Source organism: Campylobacter sp. CCS1377, from assembly GCF_040008265.1.
In the GTDB taxonomy this organism is placed as follows: Bacteria; Campylobacterota; Campylobacteria; order Campylobacterales; family Campylobacteraceae; genus Campylobacter_D.
The window spans coordinates 907,979-927,613 of sequence record NZ_CP155620.1; the positions used below are offsets into that span (position 1 = coordinate 907,979).

A 19,635-nucleotide genomic window follows, 5' to 3' on the forward strand; every position below is an offset into this window, starting at 1 on the left:
AATGAATAAAAAATTATATTTAGAAAATATTGGAATTATAAAAGAGGCAAATATTAATTTAGAAGGTTTAGGTGTTATAGCAGGTGAAAATGATACAGGTAAAAGTACAGTGGGTAAAATTTTAATGGCCTTAATTAAAACACACAATATGAGTGAGTGGAAAACAAAAAAATCTAATAAAATTTGGGTAAAAGAAAAAGCTTTTGATAAACTTATAAATTTAATATTTAATGGCGAGTTAAAAAATAATGGGGGGATAATATTAAGCAAAGATCAAAATATTATTTATGAGGCTTGCATTGAAAGAAATAGATGCACTAGTTTTAAAAGCGAGGGTCAAGAGTATGCCGATTGTACTTTTATACAAAGCCCTTTGGTTTGGGATTTATTTGATTTTTTTACAAAAGTGCGTCTTGCGAACGATAATGCTAGAATTTATGGTGGAGGATATGAGCTTTCTTATCCATATTTGCTTTGGGATTTATATCAAAAAATAGGGTTACAAAGACCATTAAAAAAGTCTTTGGATTTTAAAGATCTTAAGGAAGAAATAGTAGACATTATCAACGGCCATTTTTTACAAAACAATAAAGAAGCTTATAAATTTTATAGAAATAATAAGGAAATTTCTGTAGAGAATGTTGCGACAGGTATTAAACAATTTGGTATTTTGCAGACTTTGATCAATAATAATCGTATTACTCCTCAAGGTTTTTTAATTTTTGATGAGCCAGAAAATCACTTACATCCAACTTGGCAAATTTTGTTTGCTAAAATACTTGTTGAATTATCAACTAAACATATTCCTATACTTATAAATACCCATAGTCCGTATGTTGTGGAAGCTATTTATAAATATGGTATGCATTATAAGGCAAGAGTAAATTTTCATGTAAGTTTAGATTTTAAAATAGAGCAGGTTAGAAATAATGAAAAAACTATGGAATTAATTTTTGAAAAACTTAACAAGCCTTTTCAAACTTTTGATGAATTGGATATTAAAAATGGCCGATTTTAGCGTTTTTAAAAATAAATATAATCAATATGAAGACACTTTAAAAAATACTAGTTATGATAAAGAAAATGATAAATATCTATGTTTAAAAGAAAATAGGGTTATAAATTTTGAAAATTTAAGTTTAAGCCTTGAAACCAATAAAGGTGTAAAGAAAGTAGATGCCCTATTTTGTCAAACAAATAATGTTTTTTTAGTTGAATTTAAAAATCAAAAACAAAGTAATGTGGATAAACAAGAAATAATACAGAAATTTAAAGATAGTATTATTTTGCTTAAAAAACTTTTTAAAGAAAATAATATAGCTTTTAAAAATTATATTATTTACCTATATCTTGTTATAAAAGATGGCAATAATTCTCAAATATATAAAAAACGTCAGATAGGAAATGAAATTGAATATGCTATGAAAGCAGATGATTTTTTAAACAAATTTGAAATAAAATGCGATCCTAGACAGTCTTTTCTACCTATATATCAAAGAATTTTTAATGAGAGATGTGAAATATGACAAAAAAAGAATATTTAGAAAAAGTTGCTTTGGCTGCTTCTTGGATGAGGGCGTATTATGAAAAAGATGAGCCATTAGCAAGTGATGCAGAATATGATGCTTTAATTAGGGAGCTAAGAGAGTATGAAGAGCAAAATGAAAATGAAATTTCGCCTAACTCTCCTACGCAAAAGATAGCACCTACCATACAAAGCGAGTTTAAAAAACTTTCTCATTTAAGTCGTATGTGGTCAATGGAAGATGTTTTTGATGAAAGTGAGCTAAGAGCTTGGGCAAAACGCACAAGATGTGAAGAGAATTTTTTCATCGAGCCAAAATTTGATGGCGCGAGTTTAAATTTGCTTTATGAAAATGGTAAATTAATAAGCGGTGCGACAAGAGGAGACGGCGAAATAGGCGAAGATATCACGCTAAATGTGCAAGAAATTGACAATATCCCTAAAAATATCGCTTATAAAGAAAAGATAGAAATTCGTGGCGAAGTAGTGATTTTAAAAGATGATTTTGAAAAAATTAATGAAAAAAGAGCCAGTTTAAATCAAAGCTTATTTGCAAACCCACGCAACGCAGCAAGCGGGAGTTTAAGACAGCTTGATACGAGTATCACAAGAGAAAGGAATTTGAAATTTTATCCTTGGGGAGTAGGGCAAAACTCACTTAATTTTAGTAAACATAGTGAAATTATGAGCTTTATAAGAGAGCTTGGCTTTTTAAAAGATGATTTTGTAAAAGTTTGTGCGAATTTAGAAGAGGTTTTAAAAGCTTATGATGAGCTTTTATCTTTAAGAGATGAAAAGCCTATGATGATGGATGGAATGGTTGTAAGGGTTGATGATTTATCGCTTTGTAAAGAGCTTGGTTATACTGTGAAATTTCCAAAATTTATGGCGGCTTTTAAATTTCCAGCCTTGGAAAAAACCACGCGTTTAATAGGGGTAAATTTACAAGTAGGGAGAAGTGGAGTTATCACTCCTGTGGCGGTTTTAGAGCCTGTAAATTTAGATGGGGTTGTTGTAAAATCTGCAACACTTCATAATTTTGATGAAATCGCAAGACTTGATGCAAGAATTAATGATTTTGTAAGTGTGATAAGAAGTGGCGATGTGATACCAAAAATCACTAAAGTTTTTAAAGATCGCAGAGATGGTTTAGAACTTAACATTACTAGACCTAAATTTTGTCCCACTTGCAAAAGCGAACTTTTAGATGAAGGTACTTTGATAAAATGCCAAAATATCGATTGTAAAGATCGCCTTGTAAATTCCATCATCCATTTTGTTTCCAAAAAATGCTTAAATATCGACGGACTTGGTGAAAGTATAGTTGAGCTTTTATTTAAAGAGAAAAAAATCACCACACTTGAAAGTATTTTTCATCTTAAATTTAGTGATTTTGAAGGTCTTGAGGGCTTTAAAGAAAAAAAGATTAACAATATTTTAAATGCCATTAAAGAAGCAAGAAATTGCGAACTTTTCCGTTTTATCACAGCTTTAGGTATTGAGCATATTGGAGAAGTGGCAGCTAAAAAACTCGCTTTAAGTTTTGGTAAAGAGTGGCACAAACAAAGCTTGGATGCTTATGCAAATTTAGAAGGTTTTGGCGAGCAAATGGCACTTTCTTTGTGTGAGTTTTCGCGTGTAAATAGCACAAGAATTGATGAGTTTTACAAGCTTTTAAATTTAAAAGAGCCACAAATTCAAATTAAAGAAAATAGCGCGATTTTAGGCAAAACCTTTGTCATCACAGGCACACTTTCACGCCCTAGAGATGAATTTAAGACAATGATAGAAGAGCATGGAGCAAGGGTAAATTCTTCGGTTTCTAAAAAAACAGATTTTGTGCTTTTTGGCGAGGAAACGGGATCAAAACTTGAGAAGGCTAAGGAACTTGGTGTAAAATGTATAGATGAAAACGAATTTTACGAGCTTTTGCGATGATTATTTTGCTTGCACTTTTTGCTTTTATTGCGACTTGGCAAAATTTTAATTATGCTTTTATTTTTTTATTTTTTCTTTTTTATGCTTTATTTAGGGAGATTTTTGCTTTTTTAAAGCTTAGAAAAAATATCATCAAAGAAGCAACTATTGTAAAAAATAGTCTTATTTATCATTTAAGCAGTGATTTTTATATTTATATTATTAGTTTTTTTGTAAGTGTTTTTGTATTTGTATCTTTATTTTTGAATTTAATTAGCTTTGATAAACAAGATTTTATTTTTTTGTTTTTACTTTTACCTTTAGTTTTGTTTTTTTTAAAGAAAAAACTACATTTACAATTTGTAGATAATGCTTATAATGATTTTAGAATCATCATCATTGCTAGTTTTTTCATCGCTTTAACTTATGCTTTTTTTGGCTTATTTTTTGTAAATTTTGATGATTTTAGTTTAAATGATTTTAATGATTTAATCATACATTATAAAAATTCCACTTTTTTTATTTTTGATTTTATTTCACAAATTTTAAATATCTTAAGTGCTTTAAAGATGTATTTTTTACTCTCTTTGGGTGAATTTTGGTTTAAAATTTTTAATTTTTTTATGGATTTTTTTAATTTTTTTATATTGTGTTCGGCTTTGGCTTATATTTATAATTTTGCTTTTAAGGGCGGAAAAAAATTCTATATTTTTACACTTTCTATCATTATGAGTTTTGGGGTATTTTTCTTAGGAGAATCAAAAAATCAAAACTTAAAACCTTTGCAAAAAGAAATCATTTTAATGGGAGAAAATTTGAAATTTTTAAAAGAACAAAATTTAAGTTCTTTAAAACAAGATAAAGAAAATTTAGAAAAAAACCTAAAACAAGTGCAAGAACTTTTAAATAAAAATACCTTTGAACTTGGAATTTGGTGGTTTTCTAAGGAAAAAGAAGATTTGCAAAAAACACTTAATGAGAATTTACAATGAGATATGATTTATTTATCGCTAAAAAATTAAATATCAGTAGAAACAAAGCCTTAGAGCTTATAGAAAATGAAGAAATAGTGTTAAATTCTAGGCTTTTTAAGGCTTCTTTTGATGTGAAAAATTTGCTTAAAAATGATTTAAATGATGATGAAATTTTGTATTGTGAAGAGTTGAATTTAAAGCTTTTGAATGAAATTTATGTTTCTCGTGCCGCTTTTAAACTCAAAAATTTTCTAAAGGATAAAAATATTACAATCCAAAATAAAAACTGCCTTGATATCGGTTCTAGCACGGGTGGTTTTGTGCAAATTTTACTCGAAAATAAGGCCCTAAAAATCACAGCCCTAGATGTGGGAAATAATCAACTTCATCAAAGTTTAAGAAATAATGAAAAAATAAAAGTGCTTGAAAACACGGATTTAAGAGAATTTAAAAGCGATGAGAAATTTGATATTATCACTTGTGATGTGAGTTTTATTTCTTTACATCTTTTGCTTTTTTATATTAATAACCTAGCATTAAAAGATATTATTTTACTTTTTAAACCTCAATTTGAAGTAGGGCTTAGAGCAAAAAGGGACAAAAAAGGCGTTTTAAAAGATGAAAAGGCCGTGCAAGGAGCAAGAAAAGAATTTGAAAAAGCCTGCATGAAATTAGGCTGGATTTTAGTCTCAAGTGAAGAATCAAAAATTAAAGGAAAAGAAGGCAATGTGGAATACTTCTACCACTACACAAAAGGATAAAATCACTTCTATTGCGATAGGTTGTTTTGATGGAGTGCATTTGGGGCACAAAAAACTGATTTCGCATTTAGATGATTTTGGAGTTCTTTTAATCATCGATAAATTTAAGGGTAAAAAGCTTTGCGATAATGAGCAAAAAGTATTTTTGGCAAATAAAAATCTTATAGAGCTTGACTTTGAGAGTATTAAAAATTTAGATGGTAGAGAATTTTTGCAAATTTTAAAAAAAGAATTTATAAATTTAGAAAAAATTGTCGTGGGCTATGATTTTTCTTTTGGAAAAAATAGGGCTTTTAAGGCGGTTGATATTGAGAAATTAAGTGGGATAAAAACCATTATCGTAGATGAGTTTAGCATTGATAAAATCGGCGTTCATTCAAGTAAAATAAAAGAATTTTTAGAGCAAGGCGATATAAAAAATGCTAATCTTTTTTTAGGCAGAACTTATAGCATTAAAGGCAAAGTTATCAAAGGGCAGGGGCTTGGAAAAAAGGAACTTTTTGCGACTTTAAATTTAAAATGCGATGAGTATTTTTTGCCCAAAAATGGAGTTTATGCTACTTTTGCAAAATACAAAAATAAAAGCTATAAAAGCGTGAGTTTTATAGGCATTAGAAGCACCGATGAGAGCTTTGCCATAGAAAGTCATATCATAGAAAATTTTGATGAAAAAGTAAAAACAGATGATGCAATCGAGCTTTTTTTTGTGGATTTTTTAAGGCAAAATCAAAGATTTGACGACCTTAAACTTTTAAAAGAGCAAATCGCAAAAGACATAGAAAAAGCTAAAAAACTATTAGGATAAAAAATGAAAGATGATATTTTTAAAAAACCTTTGGAAAAGCAGTTTGAATTTGATAAAAGCGTGGCTAGTGTGTTTGATGATATGGTGCTAAGATCCATTCCCTTTTATGATAAAAATTTAAAACTCATTGTTGATTTCATCTCGCTTTTTGCTAAGCAAAATGCTAAAATTTGTGATCTTGGTTGTTCTACGGCGAATTTATTACTTGCTTTGGGTGAAAAAAGAAAGGATTTTATTTTAAGTGGTGTTGATAATGCAGACGCTATGCTTGAAATCGCTAAAAATAAAAGCAATGCTTTTGGTATAAAACTTCAATTTTTTAATGCAAATTTAGATGAATTTGAGTTTTTTAAAAATGATATTTTTATCGCAAATTATACTTTGCAATTTATCCGCCCACCAAAAAGACAAGAACTTGTAAATAAAATTTATGAGTATTTAAACGAAAATGGCATTTTTATCATCAGTGAAAAAATCCTATATGAAGATGCTAAAATTTCTAAAAAAATGATAGAAATTTACGAAAATTATAAAGAGGAGCAAGGTTATAGCAAAATAGAAATTTCAACCAAAAGAGAAGCACTAGAAAATGTGCTTATCCCTTATACAGAAAGTGAAAATATCACCATGCTTAAAAATGCAGGATTTAAAAAGGTTGAGAGTATTTTTAAATGGGTGAATTTTGAAACTTTTGTAGCTTTTAAATAATATTTTGATGGGGTGGGGTAGAAAATGCTTTAAAAATATTTTACAAATTTATAAATTCATAAAATAGAAAATCCAATTATTTTATTAAATTATCAAAATAATATAAATTTTGATAAAAATAATATTATTAAAATAAGCTTAATCATATATATTAAAAATTTAACTTCAATCTTACTTGTATAAAATTACAAAACAGTTTTCAAAAAATAATACACTAAATTCTATGGATAAATTAAAATCATCCAAAATATAAAATCATCAAAATACCTAAAAATATAGCTTTAGAACAATTTATATATGAAATAGAGTAGATATATAAAAAAGTTTGAAAATTATAGTTTTCAATACAAAAATAAAAATTTTATGTATTTTTACCTTTTATCATATCTTTTTACATATCAATTAAGTTTATTTTTATTTTAATTTTTTATTAAAAAAATAAATCATAAATTTAAGCAATTTTTATTTAATCAAAGCAAAAAAAGCTTTTTTTTACAAAGTGCATATTAAAATATAAATTTCAAAAAAAGTTTAATTTTAGGAAATACATAATTATGAAATATCCCTTAGATTGCGAAGAAAATTTTGAAAAGTCTTTTTTATTTTGGCTTGCTAAATATGTAAAATTTAAACTCAGTTCGCTTTCAAACAAAGAACTAAAAAACCCCGCAGCCCTAGCTGAAGTAAATTATTTACTCACAAAGGGTGTTAAAAATATCGAAGAATTGGATGCTTTAGCTAAAAAAGCCCGTAATGCTGGACTTGGAGGCGTAAATACTTATTTTAATCCCCTAAAAAAGCTTTTTGAATATTTACTTTTTTATAAACTCTATTCTTTAAAGCAAATTGACGAATCTTTAATCATAGAAATTCTAGCAAGCATTACAGGATCGCTTTCTGATGCGAGTAAGAAAAATTACCGCATTGCTGTGATTAATTTCTTTGATTTTTTGGATAAACAAAATGAAGAAGATAAAAAAGCACATCTTTTTGAGATCACTTTAAAAAATTGGGCAGGCATTGTAGGGGCAAAAGGAGTGAAATTACCTGAATTTATGAGCGAAGAAGAGTTGAAAAAATTCCTTGATGCTGTGGAAAATGCAGACTTTAAAAGCAATACCATACGCAATAAACTTATCATTAAAATCATCATTTTTACAGGTATTCGCGTCAGTGAAGCCATTAACATCAAGCTAAAAGATATTAGCGAAGAAAACGATCTTTACACTATAAGAATTCGAGCCAAAGGTAATAAATACCGCATTGTGATGATTAAAAAAGAACTTATAGCCTCTTTATTAAAAAATGTCAAAATTAATTATTTAAGCAAAGATGCCCTACTTTTTGTCAATAAAAAAGGTATGCCACTTACCCAATCTTACATTTCGCGCATTGTAGAACAATTGCTTTTTAAAGCAGGAATTCGCAAACAAAAAAATGGCGCACATATGCTAAGGCATACTTTTGCCACCTTGCTTTACAAAAAACAAAAAGATTTGGTTTTGGTGCAAGAAGCTTTGGGACATGCAAGTTTAAATACTTCAAGAATTTATACTCATTTTGATAATGACAAATTGAAACTTGCCGCACAAGTTGCAAAAGAACTTAGTGAAAATTAACAAAAATTAACAATTTTATTATATTTAACGGACTTAAATGGAAAATTATTATGATTTTAAAATTTTATGTAAATATTTTTGCTAGAATTTACAAAATTTTTTTGAAGGATAGATAAATGTTAAGTAAAAGATCTCAAGTTTTAGAAGAGTCCATCACTTTAGCAATCACTGCTCTTGCAAATGAGCTTAAAGTAAAAGGTGAAGATATCATCAGTTTTTCAGCAGGAGAGCCTGATTTTGATACTCCAAAAATTGTCAAAGATGCTGCAATTAAAGCTATAGAGAAAGGCTGTGGAAAATATACAGCCGTTGCAGGTATCAAAGATACCTTAAAAGCTATCCAAACAAAACTCAAAAAAGATAATAATTTAGACTACGAGCTTAGCGAAATTATCACTAATGTTGGTGCAAAACACTCACTTTTTAACTGCATTGAGTGTCTTGTTGAGGCAGGCGATGAAGTGATTATCCCTAGTCCTTACTGGGTAAGTTACCCTGAAATGGTTAAATTTGCAGAAGGAAAGCCTATTTTTATAGAAGGTATAGAAGAAAATGGTTTTAAAATCACAGCTGAACAATTAAAACAAGCTATTACACCAAAAACAAAAGTATTAATCCTAAATTCTCCATCAAATCCCGTTGGTGCAATGTATACAAAAGAAGAACTTACCAGCATAGCCAAAGTTTTAGAAGGCACAAATATCACTGTTTTAAGCGATGAAATGTATGAAAAACTTTGTTATGATGGGGTTGAATTTTGTGCTTTTGCAGGAGTTAGTGAAGATGCGTTAAAAAGAACAGTTACTATCAATGGCTTAAGCAAATGCAGCGCAATGCCAGGTTGGCGTTTTGGCTATATGGCAAGTAAAAATAAAGAGTTGGTTTCGGCCGTTAAAAGACTTCAAGGACAAAGCACTTCTAATATATGCTCAATTACCCAATACGCTGCCATACCTGCTTTAAATGGAGAAATTGACAAAGATATAGAAAATATGAGACAAGCTTTTGAAAAGCGACGCAACACAGCACTTAAAATGCTAAATGAAATTCCAAATATCAGCGTTTATAAACCACAAGGTGCTTTTTACCTTTTTGTTAATATTAGCAAATTAGAAAAAGACTCGATGAAATTTTGCAAAAAATTACTTGAAGATCAAAAAGTTGCAGTTGTCCCAGGCATTGGTTTTGGAATGGATGGTTATTTTAGACTTTCCTATGCGACAAGTGAAGAAAATATTATCAAAGGAATTGAAAGAATTGCTAAATTTGTCAAATCTTATTCTTGATAAAAAGCCCTATTTTGGGCTTTTTCATTAAAAGAAAAACTGTAAATTTTTCTCTTTAAAAGTATCTTTTACGCTTTTAAGGTATTTTTCTCCTAAGCTATCAAAAAATCCATCATTTTTACTTTGTATGATAAATTCATCAAGCTCTTTTTTAAGCTCCACATTTTCTTTTTGCACAGCTATACCCCAAAATTCAGCCTCTTCTTGAAAGGGATCTAAGATAGCTCTTGTCGTATCTTGGTGTTTTTGCCAAGTTCTATAAATGCTAAGCTGATCGTAAAAAAAGCCATCTGCTTTGCCTTGTATCACTTCTAAAATCGCCGCATTTTCTTTATCAAATAAATGTATAGTGGCATTTTTAAGATTTTTACTCGCATATAGATGTCCAGTAGATCCGCGTTTTAAAGCCAGAATTTTACCCTTTTGATTTAGATCTTTAATGCTTTGAATGTTTGAGTTTAAAGGGGTTAAAATTGCCAAATTTGCTTGTGCATAAGGTATGCTAAAGCTAACGGTTTTTTTGCGCTCATCTGTGATAGTCATAGAAGACATAATAAGATCGATTTTACCAGTTTTTAAAGCAGGTATTAGCCCATCCCAAGCGATATTTTTAACTACAAGCTTATAGCCATTTTTCTCAGCAAAAGCTTCTAAAAAATCCACGCTAATCCCACTTGCTTTGCCACTTTTATCACTCATTTCAAAAGGAGGATAAGCAAGCTCCATACCCACAACTAAATCTTTTGCCACTAAATTTAGAGCAAAAAGCAAAGTTAAAAAATAAAATATTTTTTTCATATTTTTCCTTTATGTTTGATTGGCTAAAAATTATACTGATTTTATCTTATTTTGGCATTAGGAAGCATTTGGCTTAATTAAAAATTTGTTTTCAAAGCATTTAAGAGAAAACTTATATATATAATAATTGCTTATCTTATAATGAAAGGAGAACATGAAACAAATAATTGTTGAGAACAAGTAGCATTTGCTTGAGTTGTTGAAAGATGAGAATTTGGATTTATCATCTTTAGATATTAGCAAGCTTGATGATTTAAGCGAAGTCTTTAAAGGCAGCAAGCGAAAAAATTTCAGCGGCATAGGCACTTGGGATACTTCAAGCGTTAAAAATATGCGCGAAATGTTTGCTTATGTAAAGTATTTAATGAGAATATCAATGATTGGCGCGTGCATAATGTAAGCAATATGAGCTCTATGTTTAAGGGCACTTCTTTTAATCAACCCTTAAATAAATGGGATACAAGCTCGCTTGAAAATATGGACTCGATTTTCCTTTGCGCTAAGTCTTTCAATCAAGACATAAATTCATGAAATGTCTCAAAGGTAAAGGATATGTCCCTTGCTTTTATGTTTGCAAGTAAATTTAATCAAAATCTTGATAAATGGAATGTTAAAAATTGTGAAAATTTCAACTGCATGTTTGCGCTGTCTGGCTTTAAACAAGATTTAAGATCTTGGAACATTGACTTAGAACAAGAGGATGTATTTGGCGAGATACTTAGAAATGAAATGAAAGGTTTAATATGAAAAAATGTTTTTAATAGCTTTGGATTTGATTTTATTATGATATTGCTATGGCGGTTTGTCAGTCTGAAGAAAGTGATTATGAATCTGTAGCTAGTAGGTGCAGTGGTATGAATGGCGATAGGTTTGGAGCTTGCCGAGAAGCTAATATGAAATTTAATTTATGGCAAGGTTGTTTAATGGAAGAATCCATAAGACAACAACAAAAGGCGTTAGGGGGGATATTAAACTAAATACTTTTAAATAAGCCAATTAAGCATTAAGCTTTTTTGGCTTATAGATATACAAATACACTTATTTTATCAAAGAAATTTATACCGATAAAAAAAGTCGTTTTTAGCCTTGCTATATAGCCAATACACGATTGAAAATTTATAATACATAGTTAAAAGCTATAGTCATCTGCTTAAATAAAACCCCATAAGAGTAAGTTCTGATACCTCTATAGTGTTTTTAGATATTAATGCGGCTTTGTCGTTTTGCAAAAAATTTTTTCGAGCTTGCTGATAAAATGTTTAATTGTAGTTTTATAAAGGAGAAAAAAATGATAAAGAAGATAGTGTTTGTGGTTTTATTTTAAGCACTCAAATTTTTACTAACGATAGATTATGCTATGATAAAAAACTATTTCGAAAAAGTAAAGTTAATATGCGAAGGAAAATCCAAAGAGAATGCCGCCTTATTATAGTTGTGCTTACAATTTTTCATACCCAAAGCTGCATGCGAAGAGAAAAAAGATTTATGATAAACAGTGTGTTTGCTATAAAGTAAAAATAAAAGCTAATTTAAATTAGCTTTTTATGAATTTCAAAGCCCTTTCGTAGTCTTCTTTAGTGTCAATTCCCATGCTATTTGTGATAATTTCAAGCATTTTGATTTTTTTACCATTTTCTATGGCCCTTAATTGCTCTAATTTTTCAGCCTTTTCAAGGGCAGAATTTTTTAAAGCACAAAATTCGCGCAAAGCCTTAACGCTATAAGCATAAATGCCTAAATGTCCCTTAAAACTCTCTTCATACTCTGCTCTTTCATAAGGGATTTTTGCTCTTGAAAAATACAAAGCAAAGCCGTCTTTATCGCAAAGCACTTTAACTAAATTTGGATCACTGGCTTCGTCTTTGTTGATTTTTTTATAACAACTTGCCATGAAAGCATCTTTTTTAAGACAATCTTTGGCAAATTCTTTAAATTTAAGCAAATTTTCATACTCGATAAAAGGCTCATCGGCTTGCACATTGATGATAATTTCATCATCTTTAAGTCCTAGTTTTTCGCAAGCTTCATTTATCCTATCTGTGCCACTTTCGTGGTTTTTACTTGTTAAAACCGCTTTAAAGCCGTATTTCTTAGCGATCTCTTGCACTCTTTCATCATCAAGTGCAATACAAACTTCATCCACGCTCGAAACTTGCTTGGCTGTAGCAATAAACATCGGAACACCGCCTATATCACAAAGAATTTTTTCAGGAAAACGCGTAGAAGCCAGCCTTGTAGGTATGATAATCATTTTTTAATCCATTCTAAAATTATATTTTCAATGTCTCTTATTTCATAAACCTTTTCATCGGTATTTTTAAGATCGAAAAGCTCTAAAAGTTCTTTTTTGATATCCACTTTAAATTCTTTTGCTAGAAGCTTAAAATCTGCTTTTTCATCTTCGCACTCTCTATCAAAAAGTGCTTTTATCATGCTTGGGGTAAATTTAGTCCATTCAGCAGTTGAAGTGATGATGCTTGGTTTTGATATGTCAAGCATTTTAAAACAAGTTGCTGTGTGTGGATCGATTAAAGTTTTACTATTTTTGATAAATTTCATACACTCTTCATCACTGCAAAAATCAGCCTCAAAATCTTCTTGCAAACTTTTTAACTCTTCTTTTTCAAGCTTAAAATATTTTTGCGTTTTAAGTAGCTCCATTAGCTCTTTTGTTCTTTTATCTTTAAATTTAGCAAATAATAATCTTTCAACATTGGAAGAAATAAGTATATCCATAGCTGGAGAAATCGTCTTTTTAAGCACCCTATTTTTAAGATCGTATTCACCTTTGTGAAAAAAATCACTTAGGATATTGTTAGAATTTGAAGCAATTTTAATCTTTGAAATTTTAGCGCCCATTAACTTGGCATAAAAAGCCCCTAAAGCATTGCCAAAATTTCCACTTGGCACGATGATTTGAACTTCTTCTTTAAATTCATTAAAAAGCCTTAAACTTGCATAATAATGATAAATGATTTGAAATAAAATTCTGCCAAAATTCACCGAATTTGCCGCACAAAGCTCATAGTCTAAATCATGCAATTCATCTTTAAATTCTTGTTTTCCAAGCAAGGTTTTTAAAGTGCGTTGCGCATCATCAAAATCGCCTTTTATAGCTAAAACTTTTAAATTATTCTTATCCATTGATCGCATTTGAAGTTCTTGTAAAGCGCTTGTTCCGCCTTTTGGATACATACAAATAACTTTGATATTTTCTAAATTTTCAAAACTTTTAAGCGTTGCAGGTCCTGTATCGCCACTTGTAGCGCAAATGATTAAAATCTTTTTATCTTTGGAAAATTCACTCAAAAGCACACCAAAAGGTTGCAGAGCCATATCTTTAAAAGCCCTTGTAGGTCCATGCCAAAGCTCGTTAATATAGGTTTTATCGGCAATTTTTTGAAGTTTTATTGGTGAGTTTTTATCATCAAATTTTTCATAGCTTTTTAAAGCTTTTTCAAACAAATCTTCATAACCAAATTCAAAGCTTTCTATTAACTTTAATGCAAATTCTTTATAAGGTAAATTAGTGTATTTTTCGCCATCAAATTTAGGTAAAATTAAGGGCGAGTAAAGCCCACCTTGCGGGGCATTTGGATTTATAATAGCATCTTTAAAATCTTTTTTTTCGCTAGCATTTCTGCTTTCAACTAATAACATCAAAACTCCTTACATATTCGTGCAAAATTTGTTTAAAATTTTCTTTTAATTCAACATTTAATTCTATGATTTGACACTTAAAACCAAAATCTTTCACTTTTACAAAATCTTTAAAAGTAAGCATTAGTGTATCGCAATTATGTTTTTTTAGCAAATTTTCAAGCTCTTCTTTTTTAAATTCATAATGATCTTTAAAAAAATAACAAGCTCTAGCCTTAATAAAATGCTCATATAGCCTAAAAGGCTTGGCAATGGCGCTAACAAGCACGGCTTTTGGATTTTCACTGACATAAGAATAACGCACAAAATCCCTTCCTTCAAGTGCAATAAAATCAGCTTTTTTTTCATAAAATTTAGGCAAACGATAAGCTCCGCTTGGCAGGGTAAAATTAAAAAAAGGCTTAATCTTACTTTCAAGCAAAATATCAAATTTTTTAATATGAAATTTAGAAAAAGCATCATCAAGCAAAACAATTTTAGCACCTAATTCAAAGGCCTTTTCTATGCCTTTAACCCTATCTTCACTCACTATCACGCCAGAAATTTCTTCGCAAAAGGCGTATTCCATTGCCTCATCGCCACTTTTGCTTACTTCACATAAAATTCCATTTTGACTTTTAACGACAATTAAACCTTTGCTCTTTCTCTTATAGCCTCTAAGTACAACAAAAACACCATCAAATTCTTTTGCTATAGCTTTACACATAGGCGTTTTTCCATTACCGCCAAAACTCAAATTCCCCACACTTATAATGGGTTTTTTAAAATCAATTTTTTTGCGAAAAAAACTATTTAAAACCGCACAAATAGTATAAATAAAACTTAAAGGCAAAAGTGAAATTGCAAGACATTTTTGTAAGAAACTAGGCTTAAAAAAATAATTATCCAGCCAAAGTTCGTAGTTTTTTTCTTTCATTTACAAAAGACTCTTAAGCTTAAAATCTCAGGCATTACTCTTTTAAAAGCATTATTTTTTAATCTTGAATTTAGCATATTTAATAAATTTTGATCAAGTTTTTCAAGTGCTTTTTTATCGTTATTTTCAAGCGCTTTCAAACCTTTATCTATGAGCTCATAAGAAAAGCCTAAATCTTTTTCATCGCTTTGCTCCTCCCAAAGATCTGCGCTTGGGGCTTTTTTGATGAAATTTTCGTGTAAATTTAAATGTTTTGCAAGCTCGTAAATTTCGCTTTTATAAAGATCGCCTATAGGATTAAAAGCACAAGCTAGATCCCCATAAATTGTCCCATAGCCTAAAAGTAACTCGCTTTTATTTGAAGTACCAACAACCAAAGCATTTTTTAAAGCAGAATAATCATAAAGCAAGCTCATTCTAATGCGTGCAGCAAAATTACCCGTGCGAATTTTATTGGTATTTTCACTTTTATCTAAAAAAGTATCTAAGATATTTTGAATTTCTAAGATTTTATATTCTAGTTTGAGTTCTTTGCAAAGCATTAAAGCATCGTTTAAATTCTCTTGATTGGAAAATCTTGTAGGCATTAAGAGTGCAAAAACATTTTCATTTAAAGCTTTTTTACAGAGCATTGCAACCAAAGCAGAATCAATCCCTCCACTAAGTCCTAAGATAACGCCTTTTGTATTAGAAAGTTGAATTTTATTTTTTATAAATTTATCAATGTTTTGCAAAATTTGCTTATAATCCATTTTTACTACCTTAACTTTAAAAGCATAATTATAATAGCTTTTCTTTTAAAATGCGTAGATATTTTAAATTTTAGTCCAAAAGAATTGATAAAAATTATATAATACACAAAAATAAAAAGGGTAGAAAATGCAAATTTTAAAACAAGCTTGCGGGGATTATCAAACAAATTGTTACATTGTAAGCTCACAAAATGCAGAGTTAATTATCGATCCAGGAGTTGATGCGCTTGATTTTATCAAAAAAAATACTAAAAATCCTTTGGCGATTTTAAACACTCACGGACATTATGATCATGTTTGGGATAATGCCAAGGTTAAAAAAGAATTTAATATCCCTATTTACATCCACAAAAATGATGAATTTATGCTTCAAGATCCTTTTAGCAAAGGTTTTGAGTCAAGTAAAGCTGATATTTTAATCGACAATGAAGATGAATTTAATATAGCTGATTTTAAGCTTAAATTTCATTTTTTTCCAGGACATACTCCAGGTTGTTGTATGATAGAGCTTATTGGAGAGAAAATAATGTTTAGTGGAGATTTTTTATTTAATAGAAGCATAGGAAGGTGGGATTTTCCTTATTCCGATGCCACTTTAATGAAGCAAAGTCTAAAAAAAGCTATGGCTTATAAGAATGACTTTATTCTTTTGCCAGGACATGGTGAACAAACGAGCTTAAAGACAGAACAAGAGCATTTACCTTACTGGTTAAGATATATAGGTGAATAAATATGTTTGTATTGCTCTCTTATCTTCTTGTTTTAAATTTTATTACTTTAATTGCCGTTTTAATTAATTTTAAATATCCTACTGAAGAAAATTTACAAAAAAGTTTTATAAAATTTTGTCCTTGTAGAAAAATGGCACAAAATGGCATTTTATATAAAATTGCCATTTATAGTGCTATGGGTGGATTTTTATTAAGTTCAACCTTTTTAAGCTTGATTGAATTTAATCTTTATGCGCTTTTTTCTTTATTTTTGTCTTTACTTTGCGCATATTTAACTTGGTTTATCAAAAAATAATCACCATTTTAAAATAAAGCTACTACCTTCGTTTGGAACAGATTGGCATTCTACGCTAATCTCATACTCTTTGGCAATGTTTTTTACTAAAGCAAGTCCTATGCCAAATCCCCCTTGATCTTGATTGAATCTTGCGTAACGCTCAAAGATATTTTTTAAATTTTGTTTATCTATACCACAACCTGTATCTTTAATTTCTAAAATATTTTCACTGAGTGAAATATAAATTTTGCCACTTTTTTTATTATATTTAATAGCATTACTTAAAAGATTATCAAGCATTTTAGCAATACGATTTTTATTTGCAAAAAGTGTATTGTTATCGTTTAAATTTAAAACAAGTTCGATTTTTTTTTGTTCAAAAAATAATTTAAAATATTCCAAACGCTCTAAGATTAAATTTTTCATATCAATATGAACCTTATCTTGGGCAATAGTATTGGGAAAATTATAAAAAACCAAATCGGAATAAATTTGATTTAAAGTTTTTGCTGCAAGTTTAATGCGTTTGAATTTTGGCGAATTATTTTGATCTTGTCTCTCAAGCTGCTCAACACTCATTAAAATTACACTTAAAGGGGTGTTGATTTCATGGGTTGAATCTTTAATGAAGCGATTTAAAGTATGAATTTTATTTTCCAAAGGTCTTAAAGCAATTTTCACCAAAAAATAAGAGATAATTCCTATTAACACAAATGATAGTAAGGCAGATAAAAATACTTGCAAGCGGATTAAAAACAATTCTTTGCTAACTTCAAATCCCTGTATCAGTATTTTTAAACCATTTTTATTTATTTTTTCTTCATTTATTGGATTAAAATTCTTAAAATGTCTTAGATAATAATGAGATGAACTAAGCGGTGCTATAAAAAAAACTGTATTTTTATAAATATCTCTACCGCCTTGTCCTCTGTATTTTAAAGTGATTTCATCCACCCTATAATCTAAATTACTAAAAAATACCTTTTTACGATCAAAAATCGCAAATTTAAGCTCAGAATCTTTAGCAATATCAGCAGCACTTTGTTCTAAAGGTACAAATCTTGAATTTGTGATACCTATAACAATATTTCGATGATATTCTTTTAAATTTATACTTTTTTCAGAAATTAACTCCTCATAAAGTTTTTCATACCAAATTCCAAAGAAAATACTTAAAAATACTCCTGTTGTTGTAAGATAAATAAGTAAAATTTGTCTGATAACGCTTTTAGCTTCGGACATAACAATATCCCCTTCCGCGTTGATTGATAATTTTATCTTTTCCTAAAATTTTTCTTAAATTTTTCACATAAACCCTTAAACTCATTTCGCTAGGTTCTTCATTATAATCCCACAATTCTTCAAAAATACGCTCCAAACTTAAAAAATTATTTTTATTTTGCAATAATAAACTTAAAAGCTTGATTTCCTTACTAGGTAAAGATAAAGCCTCTGAATTATGGTACAAAATTTGAGAACGCAAAGCAAATTTATAGCCATTCCCTAAATCTTCATAATCATCGTTTTTATGTGAAAAAGAACGCTTAAGCAAAGACTCTATACGCACGCAAAGTTCTACAAGTTCAAAAGGTTTTCGTATATAATCATCACAACCCACGCCAAAGCCCTTTTGTAAATCTTGCACGGTATTTAAAGAAGTCATAAAAATAGCGGGCGTATCTTTTCCTGCACTTCTTAATTCTTTTAATAAAGAAAAACCATCGCCCAAAGGAACTTTCACATCCAAAATCCAAAGATCAAATTTTTGCTCATAAGCCAAATCAAGAGCGTCAGCTGCATTATCTACTACTTTAATTTCATAGCCCATATCACTTAAATACTCATCAATAATTTCACTTAAGCTCATATCATCTTCAAGTAAAAGAATTTTAGTTGCCATTGCTTTCCTTTTTTGGTTGAGAATATAAGAATTTTACATTAAAAATTTTAATTTATCATTTGTATTTTTGTTTTTTATGATATAATCTTTGCTAAGTATAAAATTACTTCGTAAAAAAGGTGAAAAGATGTTACCTAAGTGGGACAATAGTTATAGTGTTCATAATGCTAGAATTGATGATCAACACAAAAAACTCTTTGAATTAGCTGCTGAAGTTGAAAGAATTTCAGATCGTCCGGTATGTAAAAGTGATGTTAAAAATTTACTTGCTGAATTTTTTACATATATGAAAAATCATTTTAATGACGAAGAAAAATATATGCAAATGATAGGTTATCCAAACTATGAAGAGCATAAAAAAATTCACAAAGAAATCATACAAATGATGATAGATTTAATTAAAGACATTAGATCTACAAACGATCTTAAAGAAAAGCTTTATGTTATAGCCAAACAATGGCTATTGGGTCATATCTTATACGAAGATATGAAGGTTGAAAAATGGAGAAAATCTTCCTTAAGCACTGATGAAGGAGATGATGCAAGTTTTGAAGAGGTTAGAGATATAGTTCACGAAGAAGAAATTTGCACTTATTTATATTCTTGCAATTGCAAAGGTAAAGTTCATGATGTGCCTTATGGAATTCACAACAAAATTCAAAATTCAGGCGCTAATTTTACTTGCAAAGTTTGCAAACAACCTATAAAATTTTATAAAAAACATTAAGGAGAAAGTAATGAAAAGCAAAGAAGAATTCAAAAGTTACTCTCTAAAATTACCAACAAAATTAAAAAATCGTTTAGATCAAATCAGTAAAAATTTATCTAAACCAAAATCTATCATTATAAGAGAAGCAATTGAGACTTATTTAAATGAATTTGAAGATTTTGATTTTGCTATCGAAGCTTTAGAGGAATTAAAAGATGGAAATTACACTGAAGCGAGTAAAAAAATTGATAAAGTTATTGCTCATCTAAAAAAATAAACTAAGGTTTTGCCTTAGTT

Annotated in this window: 24 protein-coding genes; 17 read left to right on the forward strand and 7 right to left on the reverse strand. The window is 29.2% G+C overall.

What is annotated here, in order from left to right; all coding sequences use genetic code 11:
* Position 1 precedes the first annotated feature (1 nt).
* The 9 genes from AAH949_RS04625 (at position 2) to AAH949_RS04665 (ending at position 9,595) form a co-directional block, all read left to right on the forward strand.
* Entirely contained in the window at positions 2-1,018 is a 1,017-nt protein-coding gene (locus tag AAH949_RS04625; protein WP_348519115.1) for an AAA family ATPase, read from the forward strand.
* Positions 1,005-1,526, forward strand: a complete 522-nt coding sequence (locus tag AAH949_RS04630) for a hypothetical protein (RefSeq protein ID WP_348519116.1) — start codon at positions 1,005-1,007, stop codon at positions 1,524-1,526. The genes AAH949_RS04625 and AAH949_RS04630 overlap by 14 nt, the downstream gene beginning before the upstream one ends.
* Complete coding sequence (gene ligA, locus AAH949_RS04635; protein WP_348519117.1) at positions 1,523-3,463, forward strand: NAD-dependent DNA ligase LigA; 1,941 nt, start codon at positions 1,523-1,525, stop codon at positions 3,461-3,463. Before AAH949_RS04630 ends, ligA begins: the two co-directional genes overlap by 4 nt.
* The gene (locus AAH949_RS04640) at positions 3,460-4,434 is read left to right on the forward strand and encodes a hypothetical protein (RefSeq protein WP_348519118.1); all 975 of its coding nucleotides are present in this window, start codon (positions 3,460-3,462) and stop codon (positions 4,432-4,434) included. The genes ligA and AAH949_RS04640 overlap by 4 nt, the downstream gene beginning before the upstream one ends.
* The gene (locus tag AAH949_RS04645) at positions 4,431-5,177 is read left to right on the forward strand and encodes a TlyA family RNA methyltransferase (protein WP_348519119.1); all 747 of its coding nucleotides are present in this window, start codon (positions 4,431-4,433) and stop codon (positions 5,175-5,177) included. Before AAH949_RS04640 ends, AAH949_RS04645 begins: the two co-directional genes overlap by 4 nt.
* Complete coding sequence (locus tag AAH949_RS04650) at positions 5,143-5,982, forward strand: bifunctional riboflavin kinase/FAD synthetase (RefSeq protein WP_348519120.1); 840 nt, start codon at positions 5,143-5,145, stop codon at positions 5,980-5,982. Before AAH949_RS04645 ends, AAH949_RS04650 begins: the two co-directional genes overlap by 35 nt.
* A gap of 3 nt (positions 5,983-5,985) precedes the next feature.
* Positions 5,986-6,690, forward strand: coding sequence for a carboxy-S-adenosyl-L-methionine synthase CmoA (cmoA, locus tag AAH949_RS04655; protein WP_348519121.1), 705 nt, complete (start codon positions 5,986-5,988; stop codon positions 6,688-6,690).
* A gap of 554 nt (positions 6,691-7,244) precedes the next feature.
* On the forward strand, positions 7,245-8,309 hold the full coding sequence (locus AAH949_RS04660) for a tyrosine-type recombinase/integrase (RefSeq protein ID WP_134238657.1): 1,065 nt from the start codon (positions 7,245-7,247) through the stop codon (positions 8,307-8,309).
* A gap of 116 nt (positions 8,310-8,425) precedes the next feature.
* Positions 8,426-9,595, forward strand: a complete 1,170-nt coding sequence (locus tag AAH949_RS04665; RefSeq protein WP_348519122.1) for a pyridoxal phosphate-dependent aminotransferase — start codon at positions 8,426-8,428, stop codon at positions 9,593-9,595.
* A gap of 27 nt (positions 9,596-9,622) precedes the next feature.
* Here AAH949_RS04665 and AAH949_RS04670 read toward each other — a convergent pair whose 3' ends face one another.
* Positions 9,623-10,393 (reverse strand): transporter substrate-binding domain-containing protein, encoded by a 771-nt coding sequence (locus AAH949_RS04670; protein WP_348519123.1) that lies wholly within the window; start codon positions 10,391-10,393, stop codon positions 9,623-9,625.
* A gap of 187 nt (positions 10,394-10,580) precedes the next feature.
* Here AAH949_RS04670 and AAH949_RS04675 point away from each other — a divergent pair, with 187 nt between their 5' ends.
* The 4 genes from AAH949_RS04675 to AAH949_RS04690 are packed head-to-tail and all read left to right on the forward strand — an operon-like array spanning position 10,581 to position 11,370.
* A complete protein-coding gene (locus AAH949_RS04675) occupies positions 10,581-10,793 on the forward strand; it encodes a BspA family leucine-rich repeat surface protein (protein ID WP_348519124.1) in 213 nt (70 codons plus the stop codon).
* Between the two features lie 5 nt (positions 10,794-10,798).
* Complete coding sequence (locus tag AAH949_RS04680; protein ID WP_348519125.1) at positions 10,799-10,924, forward strand: BspA family leucine-rich repeat surface protein; 126 nt, start codon at positions 10,799-10,801, stop codon at positions 10,922-10,924.
* Between the two features lie 21 nt (positions 10,925-10,945).
* A complete protein-coding gene (locus tag AAH949_RS04685) occupies positions 10,946-11,140 on the forward strand; it encodes a BspA family leucine-rich repeat surface protein (RefSeq protein WP_348519126.1) in 195 nt (64 codons plus the stop codon).
* A gap of 47 nt (positions 11,141-11,187) precedes the next feature.
* Positions 11,188-11,370, forward strand: coding sequence for a hypothetical protein (locus tag AAH949_RS04690; protein WP_348519127.1), 183 nt, complete (start codon positions 11,188-11,190; stop codon positions 11,368-11,370).
* A 557-nt stretch (positions 11,371-11,927) separates the two neighbouring features.
* Here AAH949_RS04690 and kdsB read toward each other — a convergent pair.
* From kdsB to AAH949_RS04710, 4 genes are read right to left on the reverse strand one after another with little or no spacing between them, the layout of a single operon-like run.
* Entirely contained in the window at positions 11,928-12,644 is a 717-nt protein-coding gene (kdsB, locus tag AAH949_RS04695) for a 3-deoxy-manno-octulosonate cytidylyltransferase (RefSeq protein ID WP_134238663.1), read from the reverse strand.
* Entirely contained in the window at positions 12,641-14,053 is a 1,413-nt protein-coding gene (thrC, locus tag AAH949_RS04700; RefSeq protein ID WP_134238664.1) for a threonine synthase, read from the reverse strand. The genes kdsB and thrC overlap by 4 nt, the downstream gene beginning before the upstream one ends.
* Positions 14,040-14,969 carry a tetraacyldisaccharide 4'-kinase gene (locus AAH949_RS04705; RefSeq protein WP_134238665.1) on the reverse strand — a complete coding sequence of 310 codons (930 nt, stop codon included), beginning with the start codon at positions 14,967-14,969 and terminating at the stop codon, positions 14,040-14,042. The genes thrC and AAH949_RS04705 overlap by 14 nt, the downstream gene beginning before the upstream one ends.
* A complete protein-coding gene (locus AAH949_RS04710) occupies positions 14,966-15,721 on the reverse strand; it encodes an NAD+ synthase (RefSeq protein WP_134238666.1) in 756 nt (251 codons plus the stop codon). Before AAH949_RS04710 ends, AAH949_RS04705 begins: the two co-directional genes overlap by 4 nt.
* Positions 15,722-15,848: 127 nt before the next feature.
* On the opposite strand from AAH949_RS04710, the gene AAH949_RS04715 reads away from it, so the two are divergent.
* Complete coding sequence (locus AAH949_RS04715) at positions 15,849-16,451, forward strand: MBL fold metallo-hydrolase (protein ID WP_134238667.1); 603 nt, start codon at positions 15,849-15,851, stop codon at positions 16,449-16,451.
* Positions 16,452-16,453: 2 nt separating this feature from the next.
* Entirely contained in the window at positions 16,454-16,747 is a 294-nt protein-coding gene (locus tag AAH949_RS04720; protein WP_134238668.1) for a hypothetical protein, read from the forward strand.
* Here the strand turns inward: AAH949_RS04720 and AAH949_RS04725 are convergent, their stop codons facing one another.
* Both AAH949_RS04725 and AAH949_RS04730 read right to left on the reverse strand, forming a co-directional pair.
* A complete protein-coding gene (locus tag AAH949_RS04725; RefSeq protein WP_134238669.1) occupies positions 16,748-17,971 on the reverse strand; it encodes a HAMP domain-containing sensor histidine kinase in 1,224 nt (407 codons plus the stop codon). It abuts the gene before it with no gap.
* Complete coding sequence (locus AAH949_RS04730; RefSeq protein WP_134238670.1) at positions 17,958-18,629, reverse strand: response regulator transcription factor; 672 nt, start codon at positions 18,627-18,629, stop codon at positions 17,958-17,960. The genes AAH949_RS04725 and AAH949_RS04730 overlap by 14 nt, the downstream gene beginning before the upstream one ends.
* 127 nt (positions 18,630-18,756) lie before the next feature.
* Between AAH949_RS04730 and AAH949_RS04735 the strand changes: the two genes are divergently transcribed.
* Together AAH949_RS04735 and AAH949_RS04740 are read left to right on the forward strand one after the other, a co-directional pair.
* Positions 18,757-19,356 (forward strand): bacteriohemerythrin, encoded by a 600-nt coding sequence (locus AAH949_RS04735; protein WP_134238671.1) that lies wholly within the window; start codon positions 18,757-18,759, stop codon positions 19,354-19,356.
* Between the two features lie 10 nt (positions 19,357-19,366).
* Positions 19,367-19,615, forward strand: a complete 249-nt coding sequence (locus AAH949_RS04740) for a ribbon-helix-helix domain-containing protein (RefSeq protein WP_134238672.1) — start codon at positions 19,367-19,369, stop codon at positions 19,613-19,615.
* Positions 19,616-19,635 lie beyond the last annotated feature (20 nt).